Origin of the sequence: Methylobacterium sp. 092160098-2 (assembly GCF_028920805.1) — a bacterium.
GTDB classification, from domain to species: domain Bacteria; phylum Pseudomonadota; class Alphaproteobacteria; order Rhizobiales; family Beijerinckiaceae; genus Methylobacterium; species Methylobacterium fujisawaense.
Map to the genome: position 1 here is coordinate 52,761 of NZ_JAQPZJ010000003.1, position 20,480 is coordinate 73,240.

Annotated in this window: 20 protein-coding genes; 10 read left to right on the forward strand and 10 right to left on the reverse strand. The window is 69.4% G+C overall.

The genetic code is table 11. The features are described 5' to 3' along the window. Positions 1 to 272 precede the first annotated feature (272 nt). Complete coding sequence (locus PQI07_RS32545; protein ID WP_043349788.1) at positions 273 to 500, forward strand: hypothetical protein; 228 nt, start codon at positions 273 to 275, stop codon at positions 498 to 500. Positions 501 to 537: 37 nt separating this feature from the next. On the opposite strand, the gene PQI07_RS32550 is transcribed toward PQI07_RS32545, so the two are convergent. Beyond that, positions 538 to 801: a hypothetical protein gene (locus PQI07_RS32550; protein ID WP_043349789.1), complete on the reverse strand. Its 264-nt coding sequence runs from the start codon at positions 799 to 801 to the stop codon at positions 538 to 540. A 239-nt stretch (positions 802 to 1,040) separates the two neighbouring features. On the opposite strand from PQI07_RS32550, the gene PQI07_RS32555 reads away from it, so the two are divergent. The 5 genes from PQI07_RS32555 (at position 1,041) to PQI07_RS32575 (ending at position 6,223) form a co-directional block, all read left to right on the forward strand. Further along, positions 1,041 to 1,331 (forward strand): hypothetical protein, encoded by a 291-nt coding sequence (locus PQI07_RS32555; RefSeq protein WP_043349792.1) that lies wholly within the window; start codon positions 1,041 to 1,043, stop codon positions 1,329 to 1,331. A 970-nt stretch (positions 1,332 to 2,301) separates the two neighbouring features. Beyond that, a complete protein-coding gene (locus PQI07_RS32560; protein WP_182593010.1) occupies positions 2,302 to 3,303 on the forward strand; it encodes a GHMP family kinase ATP-binding protein in 1,002 nt (333 codons plus the stop codon). A gap of 68 nt (positions 3,304 to 3,371) precedes the next feature. Then, the gene (locus tag PQI07_RS32565; protein ID WP_043756300.1) at positions 3,372 to 4,304 is read left to right on the forward strand and encodes an NAD-dependent epimerase/dehydratase family protein; all 933 of its coding nucleotides are present in this window, start codon (positions 3,372 to 3,374) and stop codon (positions 4,302 to 4,304) included. An 82-nt stretch (positions 4,305 to 4,386) separates the two neighbouring features. Then, positions 4,387 to 4,974 (forward strand): D-sedoheptulose 7-phosphate isomerase, encoded by a 588-nt coding sequence (locus tag PQI07_RS32570; RefSeq protein WP_053610038.1) that lies wholly within the window; start codon positions 4,387 to 4,389, stop codon positions 4,972 to 4,974. A 10-nt stretch (positions 4,975 to 4,984) separates the two neighbouring features. Further along, positions 4,985 to 6,223 (forward strand): HAD-IIIA family hydrolase, encoded by a 1,239-nt coding sequence (locus PQI07_RS32575; protein WP_274928959.1) that lies wholly within the window; start codon positions 4,985 to 4,987, stop codon positions 6,221 to 6,223. Positions 6,224 to 6,274: 51 nt separating this feature from the next. Here the strand turns inward: PQI07_RS32575 and PQI07_RS32580 are convergent, their stop codons facing one another. Beyond that, positions 6,275 to 6,424 carry a hypothetical protein gene (locus PQI07_RS32580; RefSeq protein ID WP_164706398.1) on the reverse strand — a complete coding sequence of 50 codons (150 nt, stop codon included), beginning with the start codon at positions 6,422 to 6,424 and terminating at the stop codon, positions 6,275 to 6,277. 98 nt (positions 6,425 to 6,522) lie between these two features. Then, on the reverse strand, positions 6,523 to 7,065 hold the full coding sequence (locus PQI07_RS32585) for an NUDIX hydrolase (RefSeq protein ID WP_274928960.1): 543 nt from the start codon (positions 7,063 to 7,065) through the stop codon (positions 6,523 to 6,525). 207 nt (positions 7,066 to 7,272) lie between these two features. Between PQI07_RS32585 and PQI07_RS32590 the strand changes: the two genes are divergently transcribed. Genes PQI07_RS32590 through PQI07_RS32600 form a run of 3 tightly spaced genes read left to right on the forward strand, consistent with a single transcriptional unit; the run spans position 7,273 to position 10,410 of the window. Then, positions 7,273 to 8,529 (forward strand): class I SAM-dependent methyltransferase, encoded by a 1,257-nt coding sequence (locus PQI07_RS32590; RefSeq protein WP_274928961.1) that lies wholly within the window; start codon positions 7,273 to 7,275, stop codon positions 8,527 to 8,529. 2 nt (positions 8,530 to 8,531) lie between these two features. Then, the gene (locus PQI07_RS32595; RefSeq protein WP_274928962.1) at positions 8,532 to 9,497 is read left to right on the forward strand and encodes an NAD-dependent epimerase/dehydratase family protein; all 966 of its coding nucleotides are present in this window, start codon (positions 8,532 to 8,534) and stop codon (positions 9,495 to 9,497) included. Next, positions 9,484 to 10,410: an NAD-dependent epimerase/dehydratase family protein gene (locus PQI07_RS32600; protein WP_274928963.1), complete on the forward strand. Its 927-nt coding sequence runs from the start codon at positions 9,484 to 9,486 to the stop codon at positions 10,408 to 10,410. Before PQI07_RS32595 ends, PQI07_RS32600 begins: the two co-directional genes overlap by 14 nt. A gap of 55 nt (positions 10,411 to 10,465) precedes the next feature. On the opposite strand, the gene PQI07_RS32605 is transcribed toward PQI07_RS32600, so the two are convergent. The 7 genes from PQI07_RS32605 to PQI07_RS32635 form a co-directional block, all read right to left on the reverse strand. Further along, the gene (locus tag PQI07_RS32605) at positions 10,466 to 11,881 is read right to left on the reverse strand and encodes a phosphomannomutase (RefSeq protein WP_179698453.1); all 1,416 of its coding nucleotides are present in this window, start codon (positions 11,879 to 11,881) and stop codon (positions 10,466 to 10,468) included. 192 nt (positions 11,882 to 12,073) lie between these two features. Then, positions 12,074 to 12,394 carry a hypothetical protein gene (locus tag PQI07_RS32610; RefSeq protein WP_043349814.1) on the reverse strand — a complete coding sequence of 107 codons (321 nt, stop codon included), beginning with the start codon at positions 12,392 to 12,394 and terminating at the stop codon, positions 12,074 to 12,076. Positions 12,395 to 12,408: 14 nt separating this feature from the next. Next, positions 12,409 to 13,161, reverse strand: a complete 753-nt coding sequence (locus PQI07_RS32615) for an FkbM family methyltransferase (RefSeq protein ID WP_043349817.1) — start codon at positions 13,159 to 13,161, stop codon at positions 12,409 to 12,411. Between the two features lie 50 nt (positions 13,162 to 13,211). Next, positions 13,212 to 13,553: a hypothetical protein gene (locus tag PQI07_RS32620; protein ID WP_043349819.1), complete on the reverse strand. Its 342-nt coding sequence runs from the start codon at positions 13,551 to 13,553 to the stop codon at positions 13,212 to 13,214. A 199-nt stretch (positions 13,554 to 13,752) separates the two neighbouring features. Further along, positions 13,753 to 14,547, reverse strand: coding sequence for an ABC transporter permease (locus PQI07_RS32625; RefSeq protein ID WP_043349821.1), 795 nt, complete (start codon positions 14,545 to 14,547; stop codon positions 13,753 to 13,755). A gap of 84 nt (positions 14,548 to 14,631) precedes the next feature. Beyond that, positions 14,632 to 18,570 carry a glycosyltransferase gene (locus tag PQI07_RS32630; protein WP_274928964.1) on the reverse strand — a complete coding sequence of 1,313 codons (3,939 nt, stop codon included), beginning with the start codon at positions 18,568 to 18,570 and terminating at the stop codon, positions 14,632 to 14,634. 324 nt (positions 18,571 to 18,894) lie between these two features. After that, complete coding sequence (locus tag PQI07_RS32635; protein ID WP_043349829.1) at positions 18,895 to 19,497, reverse strand: acyltransferase; 603 nt, start codon at positions 19,495 to 19,497, stop codon at positions 18,895 to 18,897. Between the two features lie 351 nt (positions 19,498 to 19,848). Here PQI07_RS32635 and PQI07_RS32640 point away from each other — a divergent pair, with 351 nt between their 5' ends. Then, complete coding sequence (locus PQI07_RS32640; protein ID WP_179698451.1) at positions 19,849 to 20,373, forward strand: hypothetical protein; 525 nt, start codon at positions 19,849 to 19,851, stop codon at positions 20,371 to 20,373. Positions 20,374 to 20,480: the final 107 nt, after the last annotated feature.

Sequence of the window (20,480 nt, forward strand, 5' to 3'; positions counted from 1 at the left end):
GCACGGGCCGTCCGGGGCGGACTATCTCTCCTTTATGGGTAGGGGGCCGACACGGTCGTCTCGCGGGGGATAGCCGCCCGGGACCGGACGGTGACACCATCCGCAATCGGTATGGGGATACGTAATTCTGTCCGGCTGCTCGCGGGGGCCCGAGACGGCTAAGGGTTTCCCACAAGACTCTCGGGCGCCGGCGGCTTCGCCTCCGACCGCAACCGCGCTCCGGGCGTTGTGCGAGAGGCTCTACGGGATCACGCGTAGAACAGGAGCCCGGCATGTTGGACGGCGACGCCTTTGCCCACGAGATCGCGGCGCTCCTGATCGCCGACATCAAGACGTCCGGCGCACGCACGCGGGGCGAGCTCGAGGAAGCCTGCCGGGTCTCCCTCGAGAGCCTGCTCGGCGACGCCGCGGTGCCGCCCGGGATCGCCGTGCTGATGCCGATCGGGCTGGACCGGTGGCCGCGGGTGGTCGTGAAGGGGCGGCGCCTGCCGGACGTGTAGGGAGCGTGGACCGGTTCCGGCCAGCACCGTCCCGGTCCTAGCGGCCGATCACACCCGTACCGCCGGTCGGGCCGATCGCGTTCGGTCCGGTATTCGGGGCGGGCGTCGCGGCCTGGTTGCGCTGGATGTCCATCCGCAGCGTGTTGCTTTGGGTCGTCTGCTCCTGCCGCAGGGCGCGCAACTGGCCGCCGGTTTCCATGGATCGGTTGGCGGCGTTGGGATTGGCCTGCTGCACCTGGGCCGATGCCGGTGTCGCGGCGATGGCGGCCAGACAGAGGCTCGTGGTGATGAGGAGGCGCATGGGGAGGCTCTCGCGCTGACGGATCTTGCGGGGTCGACCCGCCGAGGGCCCGCCAAGTTCCCTCCGCCCGGCCGCGGATCGCACCGCGCCGCCTCGGCCGCCCGGAATCCGCGCCGCGCGTGAGCGGGCGTCCCCCGGCCCTGCGGCAGGGTTAGCCGAATCTTGCGGTCCCGCGGCGTCCTTCACGGCTTGTTAAGATGTCGGGGCAAGGCTGGGGGCGCTGTCGGGAGTGGGGTCTGATGCAAGCCTTGTCGGCGGAGGATGAACAAGCGGTCGAGCGGCTCACGCTCCGACTTCTTCAGGACGCCTATTGCGACCTCGCCGCCGTGCTGCGCGGCGCGCAGCCGCAGGCGGCCGCGGCGATCCTCGGGGTCATGGAGCAGCGCGTGACCGACGTCCTCACCCGGATCTGCCGGCAGGGTTCGGAAGGGGCGGCCTCGGTCGAGATCGCCGTCGCCGTCGGCGAGCGGATCGGCGAGATCATGGATCAGGCGCATGGGCGGGATGGGCCCGGCGTGCGGGCCGCCTGAGCCGGTGAACCCGCCCCGGTGCTCGCGGCACGGACGCCGCCGCGAGCCCTGCGTGATGGCGCGCCGCGGTTTCAGCGAGGCCGTTCGAGGCGCTGCCGGAGGCCGGGCCGACCGATGGCGGCAGACGGCTTGCAGAGGGAACCCGGCAGCCGTGCAGACTTCGTGGCCGGCGCGGGGCTGTCCGTTGCCGTGCCGGGAGGCCGTCGAACCGACGGACCGATGCACACGGATGCGCGGATCCTCATCCTGGGCCCAAACGATCGTTTACGAACCTTTAACCCTGATTTCGGAAGCTGCATCCACAGGAACGACCGCTTCGAAACTGCGGTCGCAGTCGGGATATATGGGCCAGGATCACCGGTCGTCCGATGGGATGCGTATATCGATCCCTCCCGCAGGGCGCGGCGCCGGGACGGGGCCGGTGGGACGATCGACGACAGCCGACGGGATCGTGACGGCCGGGACAGTGCTCGGCGGCCGGAGACGAGTGTCCACGGGATCTTCGCAGTTGGGGCGCGCGATCTGCAACGGCGTAACGCGTTGGCGCGAACGCCGCAGGGGCGCTCTCCGGCGGGCCGAGGATGTCCGGTCTGGCGCCTTCGCCGCTGCGATCGGGGGCGTGCGCGGTCGGCTTCAGGATGGGCTGGTCCCGCATCGTTCCGCGAGAGAGCGCCCGGGACGAGGCCGTTCGGCCTCAGCCCGCGCAGGACGAAATCCGGTTCTCATGGGATCCCGGGTTCAAAGCCATATGAAAATCTTCGCCCGTTCGATTTGAAGGATTGTCGATAAATAGACCGAAAAGGACATTTGACGTGTCGCGCTTGAGGAAAAGCCCTTGCCGTTGCTCCTGTCACAGGCGCCATGACACTGTTTCTTGCGTGTGCGCGTCGCAGTGCGCTCGATTGATCCGGTCAGACCGTGTTTTCAATGTTCAAAACAACGACGCGCATGCAAGATCTGGAATGCCTAGATGCTGACGGTCACTCGGACGCCACTTCGAATCAGCCTTTTCGGTGGCGGCACTGATTATCCTGAATATTTTGAGCGCGCGCCCGGTGCGGTGGTCGGGACGGCGATTGACAAATACATTATCATCGCTGCGCTCGATTTGATTGGTTGCCAGGATTACAATTATAGATTGAGCTATTCCCGGATCGAGCATTGTAACAATGTTGAGGACATAGAGCACCCGGTTGTCCGGGAAGTCCTCAAGCATTTCGATGTCAATCGTCGGCTCGACATAAGCATCATATCCGATTTGCCTGCGGCAGGCAGCGGACTCGGATCCTCGTCGGCCTTCACTGTCGGGTTTCTTCGGACAATCTATACAATTCTGAACCAGAAGCCGACAAAAATCGAGTTGTCGAAGAAGGCCATCGAAGTCGAACGCGAGATCCTGCGCGAGAATGTCGGCGTGCAGGACCAGCTCCATGCCGCCTTCGGCGGGATCAACCGATTCGATTTCAGCGGTTCCGCGATTCGCATCTCCCCCGTTCAGATGAGTTCTACGGCCACACAGCAGCTCAATGCGTCGATGGTGCTGGTCCATACGGGCATCGCGCGGCGCGCGACGACCACGGTCGCCGCCCAGATCGCCGTGACGCGCGCGCGCGCGATCGACAAGGAATTGTCCGAACTCTACCGCCTCGTCGAGGAATGCGTCTCGCTGCTGGAGGCGGGGACGAGCGGCTGGCTCACGCAGCTCGGCGAGATGCTCTCCGCCTCGTGGCGCATCAAGCGGACCCTGTCGCGTGAGGTCTCGAATGCGGTGCTCGACGATCTGTTCGAGGCGATCATCGCGTCGGGGGCCTACGGGGCGAAGCTGTGCGGCGCGGGCGGGGGCGGCTTCTTCCTCGCCCTCATCGATCCGGACCGGCTTCCGGCTCTGACCGAACGGGTGGCGCCGCTATCCGTCGTTCCGATCGGCATCGATGTCGACGGGTCGACCCTGATCTATCGCCAGACCCGCTGAGCGGCGCCCGCCCATCATTCCAGCCCGGCCGCAGGCGGCCCGACGGCTCATCGCGACGAGAGGCAACGATGCGAATTCTGATCACCGGCGGCGCCGGCTATATCGGGACGATCCTGGTGCCGATGCTCCTGGAGCGCGGGCATCACGTCACGGTTCTCGACACGTTCAAGTCCGGAGGGCCGGACCTGTCCTCGGCCTGCCAGTACGATACGTTCGAGCCGATCAAGGGCGACGCCCGCGATACGCGCATCCTCGACGACCTGATCCCGAAGCACGACGTGCTCATCCCCCTCGCGGCCCTGGTCGGCGCACCCCTGTGCAAGGAGGACGCGATCGGCGCCACGACCCTGAACCGCGACGCCGTGATCGCCCTGGTCCAGCGCGCGGGCGGCGAGCAGAGGATCGTCTACCCGACGACCAATTCGGGCTACGGCGTCGGCGAGGCCGGCAAGTTCTGCACCGAGGAATCGCCCCTGCGGCCGATCTCGCTCTACGGCACCACCAAGGTCGAGGCCGAGACGGCCGTGCTCGACAGCGGGCGCGGCGTCAGCCTGCGGCTCGCGACGGTGTTCGGCATGGCGCCGCGCATGCGCCTCGACCTCCTCGTCAACGATTTCACCCACCGGGCCGTGACCGACCGGGCGCTCCTGGTCTTCGAGGGCCACTTCAAGCGCAACTACATCCACATCCGCGACGTGGCCAAAGGCTTCATCCACGCGATCGACAATTACGACCGGATGCGCGGTGAGGCGTACAATCTCGGCCTGTCGAGCGCCAACCTGTCGAAGCTGGAACTCTGCGCGCGCATCAAGGCGCATGTGCCGAATTTCGTCTATGTCGAGGCCCCGATCGGTGAGGATCCGGACAAGCGCGACTACATCGTGTCCAATGCGAAGCTGGAGGCGACCGGCTGGTTCCCCGACTTCGACCTCGACCGGGGGATCAAGGAGCTGATCAAGGGCTTCCGGATGATCCGCAATTCGCGGTTCGCCAACGTCTGATCCGGACGGCTCCAGCCCAGCAGCGATCACCCCGCCGGACGGCCCGACAGGTCGGCCGGCGCGGGCACGGACCGAGGTGCTCATGAGCGCGATCGTCGACTTCCTCACGCAGACCCGCGACACCTTCCAGGCGGCCCTCGACGATCCCCGCTTCCAGGCGACCCTCGCCGAGATCGCCGACGTGGTGACCGCATCCCTGCGCGGCGGCGGCAAGCTCCTGACGATCGGCAATGGCGGGAGCGCCGGCGACGCGCAGCACATCGCGGGCGAGTTCGTCTCGCGGCTCAATTACGATCGGGCGCCCGCCGCAGCCCTGGCGCTGACCACGGACACCTCGGTGATCACCGCGATCGGCAACGATTACGGGTACGAGCACGTGTTCGCGCGGCAGGTGCTCGCCCTCGGGCGGCCGGGCGACGTCCTGCTCGCCCTCTCCACCTCCGGGCGCTCGCCGAGCGTGTTGAAGGCGATGGATGCGGCGCGGGCGCTGGGCGTGCGGGTCGTCGCGTTCACGGGCGCGACGGGCGGAGCGATGCCGGAACGGGCGGATCTGTGCCTGCATGCGCCGTCGGACGCGACGCCCCTGATCCAGCAGGTCCACATCACCGCCGCGCACATCGTGTGCGGCCTCGTCGAGGAAAGCCTGTTCCCCCGCGGGACGGCGGCGTGAAGGGCGGCCCGTGACCGAGAGACCGAGAGGCGCCGGCAGCCCCGTCCGGCAGGCCATGATCCTGTGCGGCGGATTCGGCACCCGCCTGGGCGCGCTGACGTCTGCGATGCCCAAGCCGCTGCTGCCCGTGGCGGGCGAGCCGTTCCTGGACGTCCTGCTGTTCGAGCTCGGCCGCCACGGCTTCACCGACATCGTGCTGCTGGCCTCCTTCCACAGCGAGAAGATCCGCGCCTACGCCGCCGACAACGCGGTCGCGCGACGCTTCGGCATGACGCTGCGGGTCTCGATCGAGCCGGAGCAGGCCGGGACCGGCGGCGCCGTCGTGCACGCCCTCCCCGAGGCGGACGAGACCTTCCTCCTGCTGAACGGCGACTCGTGGTTCGACGTGAACCTGCTGGCCCTGCCCGCCCTGGCGGCGCGTCATCCGGAGGCGGCGATGGTCCTGTCGCTCCGCCGGGTGCCGGACGCGGCACGCTACGGCGTCGCGCTCCTCGACGGCGTGCGGATCACCGCCTTCCTCGAGCGGCCGCCCGAGCCGGGCCCCGGTCTCGTCAATGCCGGCGTCTATCTGGTGCGCCGCGACGCCTTGAAGGGCTTCCCGCCGGCCTGCTCGCTGGAACGGGACGTCCTGCCCGCTTTGGTCGCCGAGGGCCGCGTCGTGGGCGAGGCCTACGACGGTTACTTTCTCGATATCGGCGTGCCCGAGAGCTACGACCGCGCTCAGGTGGAGATCCCGGCCCGCCGGACGAGACCGGCCGCCTTCCTCGACCGGGACGGGGTCCTCAATCACGACCACGGCTATGTCGGTTCCGTGGACCGGTTCCACTGGATGGAGGGCGCGCGTGATGCGGTCCGCGCGCTGAACGAGGCCGGCTTCTTCGTGTTCGTCGTCACGAACCAAGCGGGGGTCGCCCGCGGCTTCTACACCGAGGCCGATGTGGCCCGTCTGACGGCCTGGATGCGGGACGACCTGCGCGCGGCGGGCGCGCATATCGATGATCTCCGGTACTGCCCCTATCATCCGGACGGGACGGTGGAGGCCTACAGGGCGGTCCACGGCTGGCGGAAGCCCGAACCCGGCATGATCCTCGACCTGATGGACCACTGGGACATCGACCGCGCGCGCAGCTTCCTGATCGGCGATCAGCAAACCGATCTCGCCGCCGGCCGGGCGGCGGGGCTCGCCGTGCATCACTTCCGGTCGGAGGACCTGCTCGCCTTCCTGCGCGAGGCCGCGCTGACGGGCTAGGAAGCGGCAACACGTGTGGGGGACCAGGGCGCGCGTCGCCGCGCGGCGGGTTCAGTCGTGGGACTGGATCGAGAGCTCCGCCTCGGCCGCCTCACGCATGGCGCGGTCCCAGTCGAGCCGGCGCTTGGGCGGCGTCTCGCGCTCGGCGTCCGCGGCCTTCCGATCTCGCGGAGCGACGATCTTGATGTCGTACTCGGGCACGCTTCAATCCGCTCTTTAACCTGCGATTAATCGTATTGGCGGAACGCGCGGGCCTTGTCAGCGGTTCGATCGCTCGATCCACAATCCGGTGACGCCCCTCATCCGCGGCCGGACAGACCGATCAGGATCATGGCGGCGTGCACGGCTCCGACGATGGAGCCCGACTGGGCGAGCCGCAGAGCCTCGGCCCGCGGCACGCGCATCACCGCGATGTCTTCGCCGGGATCCGGACGCGCCGGCCCGGCCGCAATCACGCGCGCGCGGACGAGATGCATGCGGTTGGCGTAGCGGGCAGGATCCGCGTTGAGGGTGACCACGCGTTCGGCATCGGCAAAGGTGTAGCCGGTTTCCTCGCGCATCTCGCGCTCGGCGGCCGCGAGGATATCCGTGTCGCCGGGGTCGATGGCCCCGCCCGGAAGCTCCAGGCTCGGGCTCCCATAGGCGTGCCGGTATTGGCGTACGAGGATGACATGATCGGCCGCGTCGATGCCCAGCACGAGGGCGATGTCCGCGGTCTCGAGCACGTAATAGGGATCGAGGACGTGGCCCGACGGTGTCACGCAGTCGTCGGCACGGAGTCCGAGCCATCGATCCTTCATGATGTAGTGCGACTTGCGGATCGTCCACGCGGTTTCGGACATGATTGTTTCCAAATCGAAGATATTGGTAGTGTTTTTGGCAGAGATGCGCTGAACAGCGCGAGGGTGCGGGCGGTATGGATCGGGTCGAATCCAGTGGTCCTGCCCTGTCGTCGATCCGGGCCGGAGCGATCGTTGCGCCCCTCCAGCTCAGCCGGTAAGCGTCTCGGGCACGTAGAGTCTCGCGCCGCGGATGTCATAGGTCGTACGATGACGGGAACGAAACTCGCCATGGCATGCCGCGTCTGCGATGGACGCGATGTCGAGCTGTTCCTCGACCTCACCGACCAGCCGCATTGCAACCGCCTGATCCCGCCGGACCTCGCCGACCGGCGCGAGCCGCATTTCCCCCTGCGCGCCGGCTTCTGCCACGACTGCACGCTCGTCCAGATCGATCACACGATCCCGAAGGAGAGCATGTTCAGCGACTACCCCTACGTCTCGGGCACGACGAAGACGCTGGTGGAGCATTTCCGCCAGACGGCGGCCCGGCTCGTGGCGCGGTATGGCCTCGGGCCGCAGGACCTCGTCGTCGATATCGGCAGCAACGACGGCACGTGGCTGCGGCAGTACGAGCCCTTCGGCCTGCGCCGCTGCGGCGTCGAGCCCGCCGCCAACGTCGTGGAACTGGCCCGCGCCGCCGGCGTGCCGACCTTGAACCGCTTCTTCAACGAAGAGACCGCCGAGATCGTCCGCGCGCAGGACGGGCCAGCGAGCCTGATCACCGCCGCCGGCGTCTTCTTCCACCTGGAGGAACTGCACAGCGTCGTGAAAGGCATCGTCACGCTGCTCAAGCCGGACGGCGTCTTCGTCGTGCAGGCGATCTACCTGGGCGGCATGATCGAGAACACCGCCTTCGATCAGATCTACCACGAGCACCTGTGCTACTACACGCTCCGCTCCCTGGAGCAGCTGTTCGCGCGCCACGGCCTGGAGGTCTTCGACGTCAGCGTGGTGCCGGTCCACGGCGGCTCCCTGGAGGCGCATGTCGGCTTCCCCGGCGCCCACCCGGTCAGCGACGCGGTCAAGCGCATGCGCGCCGACGAGGAGGCCCGCGGCTATGGCACATTCGAGACCTATGTCGGCTTCGCCGAGAACGTCCGGCGCCTGCAGGCGGCGCTGCTCGATCTGCTGGAGCGCATGAACGCCGAGGGGAAGACGGTCCACGCCTACGGCGCCCCGGCCAAGGGCGCGACGCTGCTCAACGCCTTCGGCATCGGCCCGCGGCTGGTTCAATATGCGGCCGAGAAGAATCCTCTGAAGTTCGGCCGCCTGATCCCCGGCGCCCGCATCCCGATCGTCGAGGAGGGCAGCGTGCCCGCGCCCGACGCCTATCTGGTGCTCGCCTGGAACTTCATCGACGAGTTCCTGGCGCGCGAGCGCCGCTACCTCGAGAACGGCGGCGCCTTCATCGTTCCGGTGCCGGACCTCAAGGAGATCACCGCCGCCGACCTGCCGGCAGCCTGAGCGTGGCCGCCCTCCCCTCAGCCCCCTTGCCCGAGGCCGTCGTCGTCGTCGGTGCGACCGGGTTCGTCGGCCGCAACCTCGTCGCGCATCTCGCCGGCCGCGTGCCGCGGCTGATCGCGGTCAGCCCCTCCGGCCAGGCGGTCCCGGGGGCGACCGAGGCCGCGCGCTTCGACGCCCTCGAGGCGCTCTCGGTCCCCGCCGACGCGATCGTCGTCAACGTCGCCGCGCAGCGCTACGACGCCGACAAGTTCGAGACGGCGCAGAGCGACCTGCTCACCGGCAACGCCGAGATCGCCAACCGCCTCTACCGGTTCTGCCTGACGAAGAGCATCCGCGAGGTGCGCGCGGCCTCGAGCGTCGCGGTCTACCCGGCAGCCTGCGATCCCCTCGACGACGCGCGGCCGGTCGACCTCAACGCGCCGCCCAATCCGAACGAGGCCTTCTACGCGTGGTCGAAGCGCTGGTCCGAGGTGGTCGCCGACCTGCACGCCGAGCGCTACGGGATCCACACGATCAGCTTCCGCCTGAGCAACCCCTACGGTCCCCACGACTCGACGGATCCGCGCAAGGCGCATGTCCTGCCGGCCTTCGTGATGCGCGCGCTGGCCCCGGGCGAGCGCTTCACGATCAAGGGCAACCCGCTGGTCGAGCGCGACTTCATCTACGTCGGCGACGTCGTCGACGTGTTCGCTCGGTCGCTCGCGATCCGGGAGACGAGCGACGCGCTCAACCTCTGCCGCGGCGAGACCACGACCCTGCTCGACCTCGCCCGCACCATCCTGGAGGTGGCGGGAGAGGACCGGCCCGTCCACGCCCCCGACACGACGACCCACGGCGTCCTCGCCCGCCGTTCGACCAACCAGCGGCTGCGCGAGCGCTTCGGAATGTCGACCTTCACGGGGCTCGCGGACGGGCTGCGGCCGACGATCGCGTGGTATCGCCAGGAGTACCGCCATGCCGGGGCCTGAGCGCGACATCGTCATCGGGGCGGACGGCTTCCTCGGGCGCAACCTCGTGCCGCGGCTCCGGGCCGAGGGCCGCGAGGTCGTCGAGATCGGCCGCGCGGCGGGCGACCTGTCCGACTGGGCCAATGTCGAGCGGGCGTTGCGCGACGCCCCCCCGGCCGGCCGCATCTTCCACGTGGTGACCCGCCAGCGGACCGGCGCAATTCAGTACGACATCCAGGGCGAGCTCCTGGCGATCAACGCCCGGATCCACCTAAACGTCCTCGAGGCGTGGCGCCTGTACCAGCCGCAGGCCAAGCTCGTCTCCACGGGCTCGTCCTGCACCTATCCGGAATCGGCCGAGCCCCTCCCCGAGGCGCGCTTCGGACAGGGACCGACCCATCCCTCCGTGATCGGCTACGGGCTCGCCAAGCAGGTCCTGGCGACGGGCTCGGCGGCCTACGCGCACCAGTACGGGTTGAGCTTCCTGCACTGCGTGCTGGCGACCCTGTACGGTCCGCACGACAACACGGCCTCCGACCGCAGCCACTTCGTCGGCGCCCTCCTCGACCGCGCCGTGCGGGAGAAGGCAGCGGGCGCGCAGGCCTTCGAGGTCTGGGGCAACCCGCAGACCATCCGCGAGGTGCTCTACGTCGACGACCAGATCGACGCGATCCTGGCGGCCGACCGGGCGTTCGAGAACGAGATCCTCAACTGCGCCGCCAACACGCCCGTCACCGTCGAGGCGGTGGCCCGGGCGGCCCTGGCGGCCCTCGACTGGTCCGTGCCCCTCGTGAGCCCGCCCGGCTCGTTCCAGGGCGCGGCCTACAAGATGCTCGACTCGACGCGGTTCCTCGGCCGGACCGGCTGGCGGCCGCGCATCGATCTCGAAGCGGGCCTGCGCAGGCTCGTCGCGGCGGAGTATGCCGACCGCTGACGGGTCCCGGCGTTCCGCGCGCCGCGAAGCCGAGCGTGCCGGAGCCTCCTGGCGATCAGGCCTTCGCCAGGGCCGCGGCGGCGGCAGCGAGCCCCCACCGGACGAGGTCCTGCGCATCCTGCGCCGACTTGGCCTCCGCATAACACCGCAACTCCGGTGCGTTCCCCGAAGCCCGGAAATGGATCGTGCGTCCGCCATCGAGCCCGATCCGGATTCCATCCTGCTCGTCGATCGAATCCGGTGACCCGATCGGCCGGAGGAAGGCGGCCCGGAAATCCGCATCCCGGAGCCGCTCGAGGAAGGCGCCACTTGTCTCGGACGGCGTGTTCGGAAGGCGGTCGCTGGCCATGTCGCCCGCATCGAGCGCGGACACCAGGTCGGCCAGGGGCAGGCCGGCCGCGCGCGTTGCCGCCAGGGTGGCGAGAATGGGCAGCATTGCGTCGCGGGTCGGCAGAGCGGGCAGCGTCTTGCCGTCGCGCGTGACGTCCGATCCGAGCAGGAAGCCGCCATTCGCCTCGAAGCCCGCAACGGTCCGCGCTCCGGCGGCTTTCGCCTGCTCCATGCCGGCGATGACGAAGGGCGAGCCCACCTTGGTGCGCACCACCGACCGGAAGCCGCCGGCCTGCTCGAGGGCCGAGCCGGCCGTGACCGGCACCACCACCGTGTCGGCGCCCAGGTAACGGGCGGTGATGAGCCCGAGCACGTCGCCCCGCAGGATCCGGCCGTTGCCGTCGGCCACCAGCGGCCGGTCGGCGTCGCCGTCCGTGGTCACAAGGGCGTCGAAAGACCCCGGTGCCATGACATCGCGGATGAAGGCGATGTCCTCGGGACGATGGGCTTCGGTGTCGATCGGCACGAAGACCTGCGACCGACCGATCGGCGTCACCTGCGCGCCGAAGGCGGCGAGCAGGTCGGACAGCAGGTCGCGGGCCACCGAGCTCTGCTGATAGACCGCGATGCGCAGGCCCTTCAGGATGTCCGGCGCGAAGGCGGCGGCGTAGCGCTGCTGGTAGCGCGTGATGGCGTCGGGCTCGGGCGTCGCGGACGCCGCCGCCGGTCTCTCGCCGCTGGCCGGGATGTCCGCCAGGGCGGCCAGGATGGCCACCTCGTCGGCTTTGGTGATCTCGCCGTCGGGGCGGTAGAACTTCAGGCCGTTGCGATCCTCGGGGATGTGGCTGCCCGTGACCATGACCGCATAGGCGCCGCGCCGCATCGCTTCGAGGGCCAGGGCCGGGGTCGGCAGGGCGCCGCAATCGATCGCCGTGAAGCCGGCGGCCGCGGCCGCCTCCGCCACCGTGGCGGCGATCGCGGGGCTGCTGTCGCGCAGGTCCCGCCCGATCACCACCGCTCGGTGGGTGTCATCCGCCGAGACGGACCGGAAGAATGCGCTGGCATAGGCGTAGCTCGGCCCGCCGACGAGGTCGGTCACGAGACCGCGCAAGCCGCTCGTCCCGAATTTCAGACTGCTCACGAGATCCCCATCGTCTCCGGTTCGACGCACGCGCTCGCGATCGATGCCCCAAACCGTTCGCATTCTCAACGCTTGGGACCGGCGGATTGGCTCGGGCCGGGCGAGACTGGTCCGCCCCGGGACGCGGGCGGCGCTGCCTGGTGCGGCCCGCGCTCGGAACGCCTCTGTGCCGGCGGACCCGCCGCAAGCGCCTCAAGAGGCCGGTAACTGCTGTTCGAGATGCGCGCGCAGGATCGAGTAGTGGCGGACGACGTCATCGAGCCTGTCGGCGTTCGCCTTGCTGATCGCCTCCGAGCCGAGCGGCGGGCGGTAGGTCGCCGCATAATGGGCGGCGTGCGCCTTCAGCTTGGTGGCGACGAAGTCCAGATCGGCCGACCAGACGGCCTGCGCCCGGACCTGCTGAAGGCGCCGGGCGATGGCGAGCCAGTTCAGGTCGAGGGCGATGCCGCTGCCCATCTCCTTGAACAGGTCGAACATGGAATCGAGGATCGCGATCGCGGTCTGTGCCGACATGGCCCCGCCCTCCGTCAGGACCGTGCGGCCACGAGATCCGGGCGCGCGTACCAATCGTCGAACAGGGAGAGCTGACGAAAGCGCCGCCGGTAGCCTTGACCGGTCAGCAGCGCGTCGATCTTCTCCCGGCTGCCCGAGAAATTGTGCTCCACGCTGATCAGCGCGATGTCGTGACGCGTGAAATCGAAGCTCTGCAGCACGTCGAACTCGCCGCCTTCCACATCGATGCTCATGTAATCGATGCGCCGCGGCGCCCGCGCCTCCGCGAGGAACCGGTCCAGCGAGATCGTGGCCACCGGGTATTGCCGGCGCTCCTGCCGGAACTGGGCGTGGAAGTCGCCGTCTGCGAAGTCCTCCATGCCGGAGAGTTCGCCGATGTCGACCTCGTTGAACAGCACCTCGATCCCGTCGGTCTTGTAGACGCACTTGTCGGAGATGTAGCAGTTGCGATTGCGCTGCAGCGCCGCGTGCCACGCCCGGGCGGGCTCAGCGAGGGCGCCCTGCCAAGCGTAGGTCTTCTCCAGCAGGAGCGTGTTGCTGAGGCTGACGCCGTCGCAGGCGCCGAACTCCACGAAATAGCCGTTCCGCTTCTCCTGAAGCTCATACAGCACCCACAGGTCCTGCAGCAGCTGCGCGTTGGAGTACGGCGCCATCCGGGTGGCGAAGGACAGGAAGTCGAGTTCGGAGCCGAGGATGTGCGGGCGCGCGTCCAGATTGTCCCTCAGGTTGATCAGGGCATTGAACACCGTCAGGAGTTCGACATCCATGGTCCTCGGCTCCAGTCTCCGAACGGGGAACGCGCGCAAGCGCGGGGGTGTCAGCGGTGTGCCGCCGCCTGGACCGGCCTGCGCGGGCCCGCCAGGATCCGGTTCGATCCTTCGAACAGGATGCCGTGCTGGAGTGCCGCGGGGCCGTGATCCGGCACGGTCCGCGCCGCCCTGCGGATCGCGGACAGGAAGCGCTTGCGGCTGAATCCGTAGGGCCGCAGGCCTCCCAGGAGCGCCTCGAGGAGAGTCGATGTCGCCTCGGACCGCGCCCGGGCCAGATCGCGTTCCTGCAGGGCGGCGTCGCGCTCGGCCCTGAGAAGGGTCAATTCGATCTGCTGCTGCTGGATCCGGCGGATGTACGTCGTATCGATCGCATGAACGGCATTCGTCATCGTGCGGCAGCCCTGACCCGGAGCGGGTTGAGTTTTCGAGGCCCGAGGGTCCGTCTGCGGCCCCGGATCCGGATCGGCATCCGGTCTGGCCGGTCGGATGCCGCAGCTCCCGCGTGCCTCCGGTTGTGCCAGACCGGCCCGAGAATCGTGCCGACCGCGTCAGGCGCGGCTCTCGGGACAGGCGTAATCCCGCCCCGGCTCACCCCTGCATCTTGCTGACGACATGCTTGACGAGCAGCAGGCCGATGCTGGCGCAGGTCAATCCGAACATGACGACATAGAGGTAATCTACTTGAATTCCGGCATAGGGATAGTACGCCGATCGAACCCATTCCGCCAACTGCATGGCGGGATTGTACTTCATCCAGTAATATACCTTGTCGGGCATGTAGCTCGGAAGGAACATGACGCCGCTGGACACGTACAGGATGATGCTGAACAGGGCGTAGCCGATCATCCAGCCGGGGAAGAAGCCGATGACCGCCACGTTGATCGTACCGATCCCGACCCCCAGGATGATGGCGGCGAGATAGCCGCACATGGCCGTGAACGGTTCTGCGGGGACGGGATTGGTCCCGATGGCGATCAGGATGGAGCAGACGACCAGCAGTGCGAGGAAGCCGGTCACGATCTCCACGAGGATCCGAGCCAGGATCACGTCGAACAGCTTGACCTGTGGATAGTAGGTCAGCGGTCGGTTCATGATCACCGCCTTCATGACCTCGCGGGAGATGTACTGGAAAACCAGAACCGGAACCGCCCCGGTCGCGAAGAACAGGGCCCGGTTGTCGCCGAGCGGCGCCGCCAGCTTCTGGAACGTGTAGATGGCGATCAGCATGAAGACGTGGACGCAGGGCCAGAGCACGACCACGCCGTAACCCCAGAGCGAGGCACCGAATCGGGTGCGCATGTCCCGCAGCATCAGGGCGTGCAGCACATGCAGATAGGACTCGATCGGGCTCTTTTGCCCGGGAGCCGTCGGGAGGGCGGGCATCGATTTGACCTCGCGTTGCCGGGCCTGCTTCGACGAGAAAAGGGGCCAAAGTGCGTTGACCGGCGCGTCCCGCGCCGGTCGGCGTCAGGTGGTGAGAGCGTAGTAGCCGCGCATCAGGCTGTCAGAGGTGGCGACCCGGATCGGCGTGGCGACTCGGCCGCCGGCCGGAATGTCGAGGGCGAGTAGGCGGTCGTTGCAGGCGGCCGGGTCGGTGACGAGGGCATAGGGCAGGAGATGGCCGTCCGGGTCGGCACGCAGCCGCTCCGCCGGTTCGCCGAGGTCGAAGGCCGCCACCGGCAGGCCCGTGCGCAGCGCCAGCGACAGCGCATACGCGTAGGTCTCCGGCCAGATCGACGGCATCAGCACCAGATCGGCAGAGACTTGGGTCACGAGATCGAGGATTTCGTCATCCTCCCAATGACGGCCGGTCTCGGCGATCTGGAGGGCTGCCCGGGCGACCCGGTCGAGGGTCGGATCGTCGGTGGAGTACCGCCCTGTCTCCGTGACGCCGGCCCGCTCCAGGCCGCCCGTCAGGGTCGGGTCGGAGAAGCCCACGATCGAGAAGCGCAAAGGCAGGTCTCGCTTGCGCGCGTCCGACGCCAAAGCCTGCAGCAGCAATCCGCCTTCGGGCAGGCTGATCGCGCCGAGCACCGCGACGCGGCGGACGCGTCCGGGCCGCTGCAGGGCGGTGGAGCGCACGCTGCGCTCCGGCTCGACATGCGGCCGGACCGTGACCGCGAGATCCGGGTACACGTCCCGGATCCGGCCCGCCGTGTCGGCGGACGGCGCGAACACCCGCGAAGCCCCCGCCAGGAACGCCCCGAACGCCGCCCGCCGCTCGCCCGGATCCGGCTCCTCGAACCCGTCCGCGTCCGAAGCCAGACAGGCCCGGCACGCGCTGACCGGCGCCAGCCCGCAATAGCGCCCGTCCGGCTGCACGAGGTGGTTGCGGTGGCAGACCGGCGAGTAGTCGTGCAGCGTCCAGGCGTAGGGCCGGCCCGACCCCGCCACCCGATCCATCAGCGCCCGCGCCGCCGCCCAGCGCAGCCCCGCCAGCGAGTGCACGTGGATCAGGACCGGCGCCAGCTCTGCGATGAAGCCGGCGAGTTCGTCCGCGTCCCGCGGCAGGTACAGGCTGTCGAGGTTGGGCAGGTACAGGAATTCGGGGCTGCGGTAGGCGACGTGGACCTCGAGGTTGCGGGTCCGGTCGATCTGCAGGAGCACGACGCTCAGGCCCTCGGCCCGGGCCTGGGCGACCATGTCGTCGATGTGCCGCTGGATGCCCCCGCCCCAGGAATGGGTCACGTACAGGAGCGCCCGGCCGGCGAAGTGCCGGGCCAGCCGCGCCCGGTCGAGCCGCGCCCGCCCGCGCCGGCCGGGATCGGCCTGGACGAACTGGCCGACCCGGGCCGGGTAGTCGGGGTGCTTGGCCAGCAGGGCCGCCTGGCCCTGGACGTACTCGCCGCCCTCGTCGAGCCCGAACGAGATCTGGCCGGCATGGTAGACGAACACGTCCTCGGCGAGCAGGTTGACGAAGCCCGCCTTGATGGCGCGCAGGCACCAGTCGTTCTCCTCGCCGTAGCCCTTGCCGAAGGCCTCGGCGTCGAGGGCGCCGACGGCGTCGAGCGCGGCGGCGGTCATGTACATGCAGAAGCCGACGCCGGTGGGCACGGGCACGGCGTGGCCGCGGTTGACCTGCGCGGCCATGCGGTCGAGATCGGCGCGGTCGATCTCCAGCGGCATGGTGTTGTTGGCGTTGAAGCGCGGGTAGGAGCAGATCGTGGCGTTGTTGGACAGCGGCGTGACGCTGCCCACGCGCAGCCCCGCCCCGGGTTCGGCCTCAGGTTCGGCCCTGGGGGCGGCCTCGGGTTCGACCTTGGGGTCTGCGTGGGCGACGAGCCGGTCGAGCCAGTCGCCGAAGACCTGCGCGTCGGAATTGAGCAGGACGACGGCGCGGCCCTGGCGCAGGCCGAGGGCGCGGTTGACCGAGCGGACGAAGCCGAGGTTGCGTTCGTTCTCGACGAGGTGGAACAGGCCGCGGCCGGCGAGCCGGGCGAGGTCTGCGGTGAGCTCCGGGTCGGGGGAGCGGTCGTTGACGGCGAGCAGGGTGAAGGGCGTGGCCTGGGGCTGGGACAGGCAGGCGTGGAGGGCGCGCAGGGTCTCGCCGCGGCCCTTGTAGACCGGGACGATCACGACGACCCGGGCCTGGTCGATGGGCAGGGCCTGGGGCAGGCGGTCCCATGCGTCGGGCGCGGGGGCCTCCATGGGCGGGTAGGTGCCGAGATCCTCGGGGGCGGCCATCAGCCCGGCGGCCCGGCCCGTGCGCACGTAGTGCAGGAACGGCGACTCTCCCGCACCCAGGAGATGGCCGTAGGCCCGGCGGTAGAAGCGGGTCGAGAAGGTCTTGCTCGGATCGCGGTCCTCCTCCTGTCCGTGGGACAGGAAGTGGATCGCCGGCCCGTTCTCGAAGCCGCGGGTATCCGGGTAGCGCTTGAGGTACCAGGGCGCGTCGAAGAACGGCTCGATCAGGCGGGCCTGCTCGAACAATTCCGCGTCCTCCGCGGCCGGCGGCGCGCCGTAGCGCGGATCGAAGGCATCGCCCGTGAGGTCGTCGCCGCGCAGCAGCGCCCGGGCCAGATGGTGGACGAAGGGCGCAATGCCCGTAGCCTCCACGTAGGGATGGTGCGCGCGGTAGGCCCAGCCGTTGAAGTCGGCCCTGGGGTTGCGGCCCTTGCGCCAGCCGGTGTCGCAATAGTCGCGCACGGCGTCGTCCGCCTCGGACAGCCCGTAGCGCGCCCGGTAGAAGCCGTGGTCGAAATGCCCCGCCACCAGCCGCGCCTGCAGGTCCAGGAGCCCGTCCCGGTCGCAGGCCGCCTGCCCGATCGCCCCCAGCCAGCCCGTATCGGCGATCGGCGCCCGCGCCGGGCGCAGGCCGCAGACGCCCAGCAGCGCGGCCAGCGTCGAGCGCCCGGGCCCCGGGTCGCGCAGCTCCCGCCAGCCCGCCTCGGCGAAGTGCAGGTACGGCTCCCGCCCGCCCACGTCCGGGTAGGTCGCCCGGTACCAGTCCGCATCCACCGCCGGCAGGTTCAGCCGGTGCGGCTCGGCGAACGGCGCGCCCCCGGACAGCCGGGTCTCGGCGACGTAGCGGAAGAACGGGTCGTCGCCGACCGCCCGGCTGCCCGCGCGGGCCTGCACGAAGCCGGCCGGGTCGAAATCCGGCCGCGGGCTGACCCGCGCCCGCCAGCCCTCCGCCACGTAATGGCGCAGCAGCGCGGCGTCCGAGGCCCCGGCCAGCGCCTCGGCCAGGGGGCCGGGCAGGCGCTGCCGGTAATGGGCGGCGTCGAAGTAGGGGGCGAGGGTCTCCATCCGCAGGGCCAGCGCCGCGTCCGGGTCGGGCCGGGCGGGTCCGCCGTTGCGGACGTAGTGCACCAGCGGGTTCTGGGTGGCGAAGGTGAGGCCGCGGGTGAGGCAGTAGGCCAGGGTGTCGAACTGCGGTGCCGGCTCGCGGCCCTCGCGCCAGCCGGAGGCCATGTAGTGGTCGACCGGATCGACGCCGGCGGCGGCGAGGTCGGGGTTGTTGGCCAGGTAGAAGGCCCCGTCCACGAGGCGGCGGGCGAGGCGCTCGGCCTGGGCCGTGTCGGGCTTGGGCAGGGGCGCGCCGGCCGCCCCGCCCGCGCCGCCACCCTCGCCGCCGGCCCGGGCGCGCCGGCGCGTGAGGGCGTGCAGGAACGGGTTGATGCCGGCCCGGGCGAGGTAGGGGCGGTCGGCGAGGTAGGCGGCGGAGTCGAAGTCGGGGCGCGGGTCGCGGCCCTCGCGCCAGCCGTGGACGAGGTAGTCGCGCACCGGATCGGCCGTGATCCCGTACCAGCTCGCGTAGAAGGCCGCGTCGACATGCGGGGCCAGAGTCGCGATCTGCGCGTCCGCGGTGACGAGATCGTTCGCCGCCGGAAGGCCGCGGCGCACCGCCAGCCGGATCAGCGGATTGCCGCGCACTCTGCGGTACAGGCGGAAGAACCGCTTCAACGCACCGCTCGCGCTGCGCCGCGCGCCGCGCGCGCCGGTCCGCGATCCGCGGCGTCGGAGGCGGTGCAGGCCACCAGCCCCGAGGCGGGCTTCGGCCCGGCGGCGCTTGAGACGAGACCTGAGGCTCGGAGGAGCATGTGTTCGCGCGGGCCGATTGTGGGCTTGATCGAAGGCGTGCCGGCGCGTCGGACGAGACGCCGTGTCGGCGGTTCATCGCCCTAACGGAACACGCGCACCGGGTAAACAACGGGGCGCCGACGGTGCTCCGCAGGACCGATCCGAGGCCCGGAGCCGTCCGCCCTCGCCTGCCTCATCGGGGTGCGGTCAGATCAGGTCCGGACGCCACGTCACGTCCTCCCGCACGATGCGTGCGGGATTGCCGGCGGCCACGCAATGGGGCGGCACGGTTCCGGTGACGACAGCGTGTGCGCCGATGATGGCGTTGTCGCCGACCACGGAGCCTTTGAGGAGCGTGGCGTGATTGGCGATCCAGACGTGATTGCCGACGCGAACGGGCTTGGCCGGATTCAGCCGCTGCCCGGTATCCCGGGTGACGATCGAGTGAAAATCGCTCGTCGTCATCCAGACGCCGGACGCAATGGAGCAATCCGTCCCGATCTCGATCGCCTTCGCCTCGACGGGATTGAGATGGACCAGACCGGTGAAGCCGGTCCTGTCGCCGATGCGCAGGATCGAGCTGGGGCCGACATAGATGTTGGCCATCGAGAGCCGGACGTGCTCGCCGACATCGAACCGGCAGTTGGACTCGATGACGATGTGCATGTCCTTGTCGGACACGCAGCCTCTGCCTATGCGAATGTAGTTGTTGTCGCCGTTGATGTAGATTTTTCCGGCTTGGCTGTGCTGATCCCGCGAATCGATGTCGATGACATTATTCTCCCCTTTGTCGAAAATATTCAAAGACATAATTTGCTCTGCGGGATCTATGAATGCCCCTGGGCGCGACGCGGCCGACGTCCCGGAGCGGACGGCCGCACATCGAACCCGTGGAAGAACGTTCGCCTTCTGACGTGACGATTACGGTATCGGCGTGCCGAAATCGGAATCCGTCGAGATTCGGCAATTGCGCCGATGACTCCAAGCCGGCAGAGGCGTTCGAAGATGTCTCTAAGCCATCGGGCGTCGTCCTCACAACTCGCGCTGCCGATCGCGGGCCGTCACCGGGCCCGGCCGGCGAGCCTCCGCGCGCCTGTTGACGCCGCAATGGTCCTATGACGTATGCCGTCACCCAGCGAAATCATGGGATGAGGCCGTCCGGTGGCTGAGGACAACACCCTGACGAAGGCCCTGGTCGACGTGAGGGCGCGCAGGGCCGCGCTCCAGAGCGACTACGACCGGATCGGAGCCGAGCTGACCAAGCTCCGGGCGGCCGAGGCGGCGCTAACCTCGATCGTCGAAGGGATCCCGCTGGACGCCTCCGGTCTCCACGCGCCCGAAGGTCCGCGGGCCTCCGCGGCCGAACGCGCCGCGCCCGCCTCCGGCGGACGGCGCGGCGCCCGCGGTCCCCGGGCGAACTCGGCCAAGGGACGGCTGAAGGCGCTGCTCGGCTCGGCCGGCCCGCAGGGCCTGTCGCATGTCGAGATCGCCGAGCGGCTGCCCGACGTCGCGCCGAATACCCTCAACACCTATCTCAGCATGCTGGTGACCGGCGGCGAGGCGATCCGGAACGGCGACTTCTTCACGGCCGCCGCGCCCGTGGAGTCCGAGGACGGTGAGGCTGACGCCGAGGACGAGGCCGACCCGGACTCGGATGCGGAGGTCCAACACGACGCCGCCGAGTGATCCGGGCGTCTGGCGAGGGCGACGGTGCCGTCTTTGGCGGGCGGAGCGAAACAAGACAGCGGCGCCGCGCGCGGAGATGTCGCGCTGGCCGGGCTCACCGTCCTGCG

Excerpts from the sequence above, each read along its gene's own strand:
- PQI07_RS32545 (WP_043349788.1), top strand. The coding sequence starts at position 273 with ATGTTGGACGGCGACGCCTTTGCCCACGAGATCGCGGCGCTCCTGATC.
- PQI07_RS32550 (WP_043349789.1), bottom strand. The coding sequence starts at position 801 with ATGCGCCTCCTCATCACCACGAGCCTCTGTCTGGCCGCCATCGCCGCG.
- PQI07_RS32555 (WP_043349792.1), top strand. The coding sequence starts at position 1,041 with ATGCAAGCCTTGTCGGCGGAGGATGAACAAGCGGTCGAGCGGCTCACG.
- PQI07_RS32560 (WP_182593010.1), top strand. The coding sequence starts at position 2,302 with ATGCTGACGGTCACTCGGACGCCACTTCGAATCAGCCTTTTCGGTGGC.
- PQI07_RS32565 (WP_043756300.1), top strand. The coding sequence starts at position 3,372 with ATGCGAATTCTGATCACCGGCGGCGCCGGCTATATCGGGACGATCCTG.
- PQI07_RS32570 (WP_053610038.1), top strand. The coding sequence starts at position 4,387 with ATGAGCGCGATCGTCGACTTCCTCACGCAGACCCGCGACACCTTCCAG.
- PQI07_RS32585 (WP_274928960.1), bottom strand. The coding sequence starts at position 7,065 with ATGTCCGAAACCGCGTGGACGATCCGCAAGTCGCACTACATCATGAAG.
- PQI07_RS32590 (WP_274928961.1), top strand. The coding sequence starts at position 7,273 with ATGACGGGAACGAAACTCGCCATGGCATGCCGCGTCTGCGATGGACGC.
- PQI07_RS32600 (WP_274928963.1), top strand. The coding sequence starts at position 9,484 with ATGCCGGGGCCTGAGCGCGACATCGTCATCGGGGCGGACGGCTTCCTC.
- PQI07_RS32610 (WP_043349814.1), bottom strand. The coding sequence starts at position 12,394 with ATGTCGGCACAGACCGCGATCGCGATCCTCGATTCCATGTTCGACCTG.
- PQI07_RS32615 (WP_043349817.1), bottom strand. The coding sequence starts at position 13,161 with ATGGATGTCGAACTCCTGACGGTGTTCAATGCCCTGATCAACCTGAGG.
- PQI07_RS32620 (WP_043349819.1), bottom strand. The coding sequence starts at position 13,553 with ATGACGAATGCCGTTCATGCGATCGATACGACGTACATCCGCCGGATC.
- PQI07_RS32625 (WP_043349821.1), bottom strand. The coding sequence starts at position 14,547 with ATGCCCGCCCTCCCGACGGCTCCCGGGCAAAAGAGCCCGATCGAGTCC.
- PQI07_RS32635 (WP_043349829.1), bottom strand. The coding sequence starts at position 19,497 with ATGTCTTTGAATATTTTCGACAAAGGGGAGAATAATGTCATCGACATC.